Source organism: Hydrogenophaga sp., from assembly GCF_041633695.1.
Taxonomy (GTDB): Bacteria; Pseudomonadota; Gammaproteobacteria; order Burkholderiales; family Burkholderiaceae_C; genus Hydrogenophaga.
In genome coordinates this window covers 1-6,938 of the sequence record NZ_JBFJMY010000215.1, presented here as the reverse complement: position 1 = coordinate 6,938, position 6,938 = coordinate 1, and the positions used below count along the sequence as shown (strand labels likewise).

At 65.8% G+C, this 6,938-nt stretch carries 8 protein-coding genes; 5 read left to right on the top strand and 3 right to left on the bottom strand.

Annotation, left to right across the window (positions count from 1 at the left end):
* Positions 1-249: 249 nt before the first annotated feature.
* Entirely contained in the window at positions 250-660 is a 411-nt protein-coding gene (locus ABYB95_RS13780; RefSeq protein WP_372659135.1) for a polyhydroxyalkanoate granule-associated phasin, read from the top strand.
* A gap of 7 nt (positions 661-667) precedes the next feature.
* On the opposite strand, the gene gluQRS is transcribed toward ABYB95_RS13780, so the two are convergent.
* The 3 genes from gluQRS to ABYB95_RS13765 form a co-directional block, all read right to left on the bottom strand.
* Positions 668-1,627 (bottom strand): tRNA glutamyl-Q(34) synthetase GluQRS, encoded by a 960-nt coding sequence (gene gluQRS, locus ABYB95_RS13775; protein ID WP_372659134.1) that lies wholly within the window; start codon positions 1,625-1,627, stop codon positions 668-670.
* 16 nt (positions 1,628-1,643) lie between these two features.
* Entirely contained in the window at positions 1,644-2,789 is a 1,146-nt protein-coding gene (locus ABYB95_RS13770) for an NAD(P)/FAD-dependent oxidoreductase (RefSeq protein WP_372659133.1), read from the bottom strand.
* Positions 2,790-2,883: 94 nt separating this feature from the next.
* Positions 2,884-3,831, bottom strand: a complete 948-nt coding sequence (locus tag ABYB95_RS13765) for a LysR family transcriptional regulator (RefSeq protein WP_372659132.1) — start codon at positions 3,829-3,831, stop codon at positions 2,884-2,886.
* Positions 3,832-3,983: 152 nt separating this feature from the next.
* On the opposite strand from ABYB95_RS13765, the gene ABYB95_RS13760 reads away from it, so the two are divergent.
* The 4 genes from ABYB95_RS13760 (at position 3,984) to ABYB95_RS13745 (ending at position 6,650) form a co-directional block, all read left to right on the top strand.
* The gene (locus tag ABYB95_RS13760) at positions 3,984-4,685 is read left to right on the top strand and encodes a pirin family protein (protein ID WP_372659131.1); all 702 of its coding nucleotides are present in this window, start codon (positions 3,984-3,986) and stop codon (positions 4,683-4,685) included.
* A 43-nt stretch (positions 4,686-4,728) separates the two neighbouring features.
* Complete coding sequence (locus ABYB95_RS13755; protein WP_372659129.1) at positions 4,729-5,136, top strand: DoxX family protein; 408 nt, start codon at positions 4,729-4,731, stop codon at positions 5,134-5,136.
* Between the two features lie 36 nt (positions 5,137-5,172).
* On the top strand, positions 5,173-6,033 hold the full coding sequence (locus tag ABYB95_RS13750) for a pirin family protein (protein ID WP_372659127.1): 861 nt from the start codon (positions 5,173-5,175) through the stop codon (positions 6,031-6,033).
* A 62-nt stretch (positions 6,034-6,095) separates the two neighbouring features.
* Positions 6,096-6,650 (top strand): flavodoxin family protein, encoded by a 555-nt coding sequence (locus ABYB95_RS13745; protein ID WP_372659126.1) that lies wholly within the window; start codon positions 6,096-6,098, stop codon positions 6,648-6,650.
* Positions 6,651-6,938 lie beyond the last annotated feature (288 nt).

Genomic DNA, 6,938 nt, shown 5'->3' with positions numbered 1-6,938 from the left:
CTTTTGATGACACGCATGAAGGGCGTGGCTGGGGTGTCAAGGACCTCGGCGCTGGTCTGCGTGGCCGGGCTGTCGGTGGGCGGAGTGTGGTGGCTGGTCATGGGCTTGCGTTTAAGCCTCAGATTGTAGGGCGGGGTCTGCGGTGGCTGCACGAGGCGGGCCGCCGCCGGCATCAAGCTCGGTGGCACCGTGTGGTTGATCCCGAGGTGGTATGGTGAAGTTTCAGTTGACTCCCCAACCAAGGTGCTTATGCCCAGTCGCTCCACACGCTCTTCGGCGTCGCTCGCCGAGTTGGCCGCCGAACTGGCCGTCGCCGTTCCCCAGGTGGTGATGCACCGCTTGACGCGCATGGCCCAGGCCGGTGTGCAACCGTCGGCTCGGGATCGCAAAGAGTTCCAGTTGATGAACGACGAAAAATCGGTGGCTTTCCACGAGTCGTGGGCGGCCATGGCGTCACAAGCCTCAAGCGCGCAGCAGCAGTGGTTGCAGTCGATGATGCAAGTGGTCTGGCAGCCTTGGTTTCCCATGGGCGCCACCGACTCTCTGGCGCCCTTGCAGGTTGCAGATGTGGCCATGGACATTGCACGCCAGGGCCTGCTGCCGGTGCACCGCCAGGCGGTGTCGAATGCGCGGCGGCTGAACCGCATCGGCTTGAAGTAAGCTCGAGCTAAATGGTGCTTGTCGGCTCGGTGGAGATTCCGCCGGGATCGGTGGAGATCGGCCACAGCGCGCGCCACGCCGGAACCCAGTCCTGCAGCAACTGAGCGGGTGTGCGCCCAGGGTTCTGGGCTGCTGTAGGCAGGCCCAGGCAACCGGCGGCCTGGTTCAGGCAGGCGACTGGGTTCGACAGGTCCAGCGCCTTTGCGCCGTTTTGTTTGCTGAGCTTTTCGCCGTTCTGGCCCAGCACCAGCGGCGTGTGCAGGTAGCCGGGGGTGGGCAGGCCCAAGGCCTGTTGCAGCAGGATTTGCCGTGGCGTGTTGTCGGCGAGATCCAGGCCCCGCACCACCTGGGTGATGCCTTGTGCCGCGTCGTCCACCACCACCGCGAGCTGGTAGGCCCAGAGGCCGTCGGCGCGCTTGAGCACGAAATCGCCCACCTCTTTCGCCACCCGCTGCGTCTGCGCACCCAGGCGCCGATCGGTCCACGCCAAGGGTTCTTGGCTTTCCTGCACGCGCAGGCGCCAGGCGCGCGCGGCTTTGCCTTGCAAGCCGCCATTTTCGGGGCGGCAGGTGCCGGGGTAGACCGCGGCCGCGTGGCGCAGGCGTGCCTCGCCGCGTGCCAGCAAGGCCGATTCGATGTCTTTGCGCGAACAGCCGCAAGGGTAGGCGTGGCTGCCCTCTATGAGCCGGTTCAGCGCCTGCTGGTACAGCGCTTGGCGCTGCGATTGCCAGACCACGGCTTCGTCGCTCACCAGCCCACAGGCGGCGAGTTGTTGCACGATGAGTTGGTCGGTGCCCGGCAAACAGCGTGGCGCGTCCAGGTCTTCCATGCGCAGCAACCACACGCCACCATGGGCCCTGGCGTCCAGCCAGCTGGCCAGCGCGGCCACCAGAGAGCCTGCGTGCAGCGGGCCGGTGGGCGAGGGTGCGAAGCGGCCCCGGTAGGGGCTGGTCACGGGTTCCGCCATGGCCGGAACCCCGCCATCACAGCATGTCGAGCGCCAGCTCCAGACCGGAGACAAAGGCGTCTTCCACGCGGTGGCCCAGGCACCAGTCGCCGCACAAGCCAATGCCCAGCGCTTTGTCGAACAGGTGCGAGCGGCCCAGCGGGGTTTGTGTTTGTGCGTAGTGCCAGCGGTGCACCACGGCGTGGCCCGGGGTGGTGCGGATGCCGGTGATCTCGGCAAAGCCCTTGAGCAACTTGGCCTTGACGCGTTCGGGGTCGTCGTTCAGGTGTTTGGTGGACCAGGCCGGGCTGGCCTGCAGCGTCCAGCGTTCGATCGGCTCGCGCCCCGGCTTGCTGGATTCGCGCGCCAGCCAGCTCACGCGGTGGTGGATGCTGCGCGCCGCATTCCATTGCGGCCCCAGGTGCGACAGGCCGGGTTGCATGGCATTGGGGTAGGCCACCATCAGCGTCCAGCAAGGGGCCACGTGCACGTTGGTGAGCTGGTGGCGCAACTCGGGCGCGTGGCCGGAGTCGAGCAACAGCTCGTGGATCTGCGGGTGCGGCAACGCCAGCACGATGCGGTCAAAACCGCCCAGCACCTGTTGGCCACCGGCTTCGTCGCTGGTGTCGTCGGCGCGCAATTGCCACTGCTGCGGATTGAGTGCGTCGCGCTCGATGCGGCTCACGCGCGTTTGCAGCCGGGTCTGTGCCGCCAGGTCGCCATGGCGCTCGGGGTGCAGCAGCGGCTGGGCCCAGTGGGTCACCAGGGCGTTCATGCCAGGGGTGGCAACGAAATGTGGCTCGGTGGGCGGTGGGGCGCTGGCCAGCACATGACCCAATTCGTCGAGCACACGCACGGTGCTGGCGCTCCAGGGACGGGCCAGCGCTTGCGCGGTGAGCAAGGCCTGGGCAAAACGTTTGTCGCGCACGGTGAAGTACTGCGCGCCGTGGTCGAAGCCGCCAAATTCGGTGCGGCGCGTGGCCATGCGGCCGCCAAAGCCCTGGCTCTTTTCGAACAGCGTGACCCGGTGCCCGGCCTGCACCAGGGTGCGCGCACAGGCCACGCCCGCCATGCCGGCGCCGACCACCGCCACGTGCAGGGGTGCGCTGGCTTGGCGGCTGCTGGTGCGGCGCGCGTCTGGGGCGCTTGTCTTGGGCTTGGCGCGTTTGGTTTTTTTGTTCATGGCGTGGGCACTGGAGAAGGGTGGGCTGGGCGGAATGGCCGAAGGCATGGGCCGACTTTAGCAGTCCTGTGCCCGTGTGCCGCTGCTGGTTGGCTCAGGCAATGTGGTGGTTTTCCAGTAGTGCCTGGCGGGTCTGCGGGTGTTGCAGCTTCTCCAGCCACCACTGCAGGGCCCGCCCGGCCTCGGTGCGGGGATGCGCACGGCGCCATGCATAGGTCAGTGGGACCACGTTCTCGGGCCGCAAGACTTGCTTGACCACCAGCAGGCCGGCTGTGATGTAGGGCTGGGCCAAGGGCAAGGGCAGATACCCTGCCGCCAACCCGCGCAGTTGCGCTTCCAGCTTGTGTTGCATGGTGGGGACCGTGAGCACGTCCTGGCCAGGCAGCAGATTGTGTGTGCGGCCCGGGCCGTTCTGTGTGCTGTCGGCCACGGCCACTGCGCGGTGCGCGCGCACCGCCTCGTCGCACAGGCTCTCTTCGATGGTGGCCAGCGCGTGGTGCGGTGCGACGGCAAATACAAAACGCATGCTGCCCATGGGGGCGGTCTGGATTTCGGGGTTGGAAGAGCTGGGTGCCACACCGAGCGCCAGGTCGGCATAGCCGTTCTGCAAGGCCTCCAAGGTGCCGGACAAAGTTTCGGCGCGCCAGCGCAAACGGGTCGGCGCGTCGGTGGCGTAAAACGCTTCGCACAGCTCGAACAGGGTGGAGCGCGCGATCACCGCGTCCACCGCGATGGTGAACTGCGGTTCCCAGCCGGTGGCCACGCGCTTGACGCGCTGGGCCACGGCGTCGAGTTCGTCGAGCAGGTAGCGCCCTGCGCGCAGCAACTCGGCACCCGCCGGCGTGAGCTGGGCGCGCCGGGCGCTGCGGTCGAACAGCAACACGTCCAGCGCGTCTTCGATTTGTCGGATCCGATAGGTCAGCGCACTGGGCACCATGCCCATGTCGCGGGCCGCCGCCGCCATGCTGCCCAGGCGTGCCACGGACTCCAGCAAACCGAGGTTTTCGGGCGAAAGAGCGGATCTTTGGGTCTGGTTGGCCATGGTGGGTTGCTGTTTCGGGTGGGCGTGGATCGTTCAAACGAATTGAATGATGCCATCAAACCCATGCCCACCGCCACCCCCTCGGCGTGGCCACAATTCTCTACATGCCCCGCCCATTTCTGAATGCTGGGCAACACCGAAAGGATTCCACCATGATGCAGATTCGACGCTCCCAGGATCGGGGTTATGCCGACCATGGCTGGCTGAAGAGCTTCCATTCTTTTTCGTTCGCGGGTTACCACGACCCGGCCTGGATGGGCTGGGGCAACCTGCGCGTGATCAACGAAGACCGCATTGCACCGGGCACCGGCTTCGGCACCCATGGCCACCGCGACATGGAAATCATCAGCTACGTGCTGAGCGGCAATCTGGCGCACAAAGACAGCATGGGCAACGTGAAGGGCATTCCGCCCGGCGACGTGCAGCGCATGAGCGCGGGCAGGGGCGTGCAGCACAGCGAGTTCAACCACGCACCCGAACAGACCACGCACTTTCTGCAAATCTGGATCGAGCCGAACAAGCTGGGCGTCGAGCCCGGTTACGCGCAGCAAACGTTTTCCGAAGCCGACAAACGTGGTCGTTTGCGCCTGGTGGCGTCCAACGACGGTGCGCAAGGCTCGGTGAGCATGAGCGCCGACGCCGCGATCTACGCTGGTCTGCTCGATGGCGACGAGACCGCCGAGCTGGCCCTCAAGCCCGATCGCAAAGCCTATGTGCACCTGGTGCGCGGCGCGCTCGAGGTGAACGGCCAGCGCTTGCAGGCCGGCGACGCCGCCCTGCTGGCACAGGAGTCCAAACTCACCATCGCCCACGGCGAAGCGGCCGAAGTGCTGGTGTTCGACCTGGCGGCCTGAAACGGCCATTTCTTAAATTCTTCCTTCCATCTGAAAGACACACATGAACGCACTGCAAAACCCCTTCGCCCTGGTTGCCCGCCTGTTGCTGGCGGCCTTGTTCCTGCCCGCCGGTCTGAGCAAGATCACCGGCTTTGCCGGTACGGTGGGCTACATCGCTTCGGTGGGCTTGCCCTTGCCCACACTGGGTGCGGCCATTGCCATCGCGGTCGAGGTGCTGGGTGGCCTGGCCTTGATCGTGGGTTTGCAAACCCGCTGGGCGGCCCTGGCCTTGGCTCTTTTCACCCTGGGCGCATCGGTCTTTTTCCACAATTTCTGGGCGGTGCCTGCCGAGCAGCAGTTCATGCAGCAGCTCTTGTTCATGAAGAACGTCGGCGTGGCCGGTGGCTTGCTGGCACTCGCCGCGTTCGGCGCCGGTGCCTTCAGCCTGGACGCCCGGCGCAAGGCCTGAGCCGACACGCCCCTCCATCCTGCTAAAGGAGTTTCCATGCACAACGATCTTTCTACCCAGCCCAGCCTGTGGCAGGCCGTCGAAGCGCCTGTCGGTCATTTCTCGGTGTTGCGCGCCTTGCCCACGGCGGCGGTGCAATCGGTGGGGCCCTTTGTTTTTCTGGACCACTTCGGCCCCTTTCCGGCCACGCCCGAGACACTGCCTGCGCACCCGCACGCCGGCATCGAAGTCATGACCTACCTGCTGGAAGGTGCGAACGAGCACCGCGACTCCTTGGGGCACCAGGGCGTGATCCGCGCCGGAGGTGCGCAATGGATGCGCGCCGGCCGGGGCATCTTGCACGCCGAGACCAATCTGCCCGCGCTCGCGCCCACCATCCACGGGCTGCAAATCTGGGCCCGGCTGCCGCCGGAACACCAGTTCGACGAGCACGCCTACCGCGCCATCGCCGCCACCGATGTGGTGCAGTGGCAAGAAGGCGGCGCGGGTTTGCGGCTGCTGGCGGGCAACTGGTCGGGCCGGCAAGGGCCAATACCCCTGACTGCCGAATCGCTGCTGCTGCATGTGCAGCTGGCACCCGGCGCCACCTTCGAGTGGGATGCGGACGCGCTGGCCGGGTTCGAGCTGGGCCTCTACGGCGTGACGGCCCGGGCCCAGGTCGGTGAAACCGCTCTGGCGCGTGGGCTGTTCCTGCATCTGGGCAAAGCTGCCGGGCGCTGGGTTCTGAACAACCCCGGCACTGTGGTGGCCGACGTGTTGCTGCTGGGCGGTGCGCCGGTGCGTGGGCCGCTGGTGTTTGGTGGCCCTTTTGTGGTCGATTCCCGCGCGGCTCTGCAGCAGGTGCAGAAACGCTATTTCGCTGGTGAGATGGGCACGCTGGACGGTGTGCCTTTTTGACGCTTTTCTAAGCGCTTTTTTAACCTTATCGCGCCGTCGGCGCATCAACTGGAGATCTGAGAATGGCTAAAGTAGTTGTGGTATTTCATTCGGGCTATGGACACACCCAGCGCATGGCGCAATCGGTGGCAGAAGGTGCGGGCGCAGAGCTGCTGGCGATCGATGCCGAAGGCAATATTCCCGAGGCGGGTTGGGAAACGCTGAACGCGGCCGACGCCATCATCATGGGCAGCCCCACCTACATGGGCAGCGTGAGCTGGCAGTTCAAGAAATTCGCCGACGCGTCGAGCAAGCCTTGGTTTGGTCAGGCCTGGAAAGACAAGGTCTTTGCCGGCTTCACCAACAGCGCCACCATGAACGGCGACAAGCACTCCACCATCCACTACCTGATCACCCTGGCCATGCAGCACAGCGGTGTCTGGGTGGGCACCGGTCTCATGCCGGCCAACAGCAAGGCCGCGCAACGCAACGACGTGAACTTCGTGGGCTCCTTTGCCGGCGCCATGGCGCAAAGCCCATCGGACGCGGGCGCTGCAGAAATGCTGCCGGGCGATCTGGAAACCGCACGCCTGTTTGGCCAGCGCGTGGCCGCGGTGGCGGCCCAGTTCAAGGGATGAGCACCGGCTTCGAAGGCCTGGAGCGGCGCTGGCCGCCCAGGTCTTCGGCTGTTTTCGGGGCTGGGTTGCAACACGGCGTTCGCAGGCTCGGTCCCGACTTGGCCTTGTTCTGCAGTGGGTTTCCAGAGTCGGCCATCTTGTTCTCAACAAGAGGTGGTGCTGGGCAAGCGGGAACGCACGCCAACGGGGTGTTCGCGGCGTAACATCGCGCCATGAAAATTTTCAACATCCTGCCCTGGCTCGACTGGCTGGCGCTGGTCGGTTTTTTTGCGCTGTGGATCGGTTACG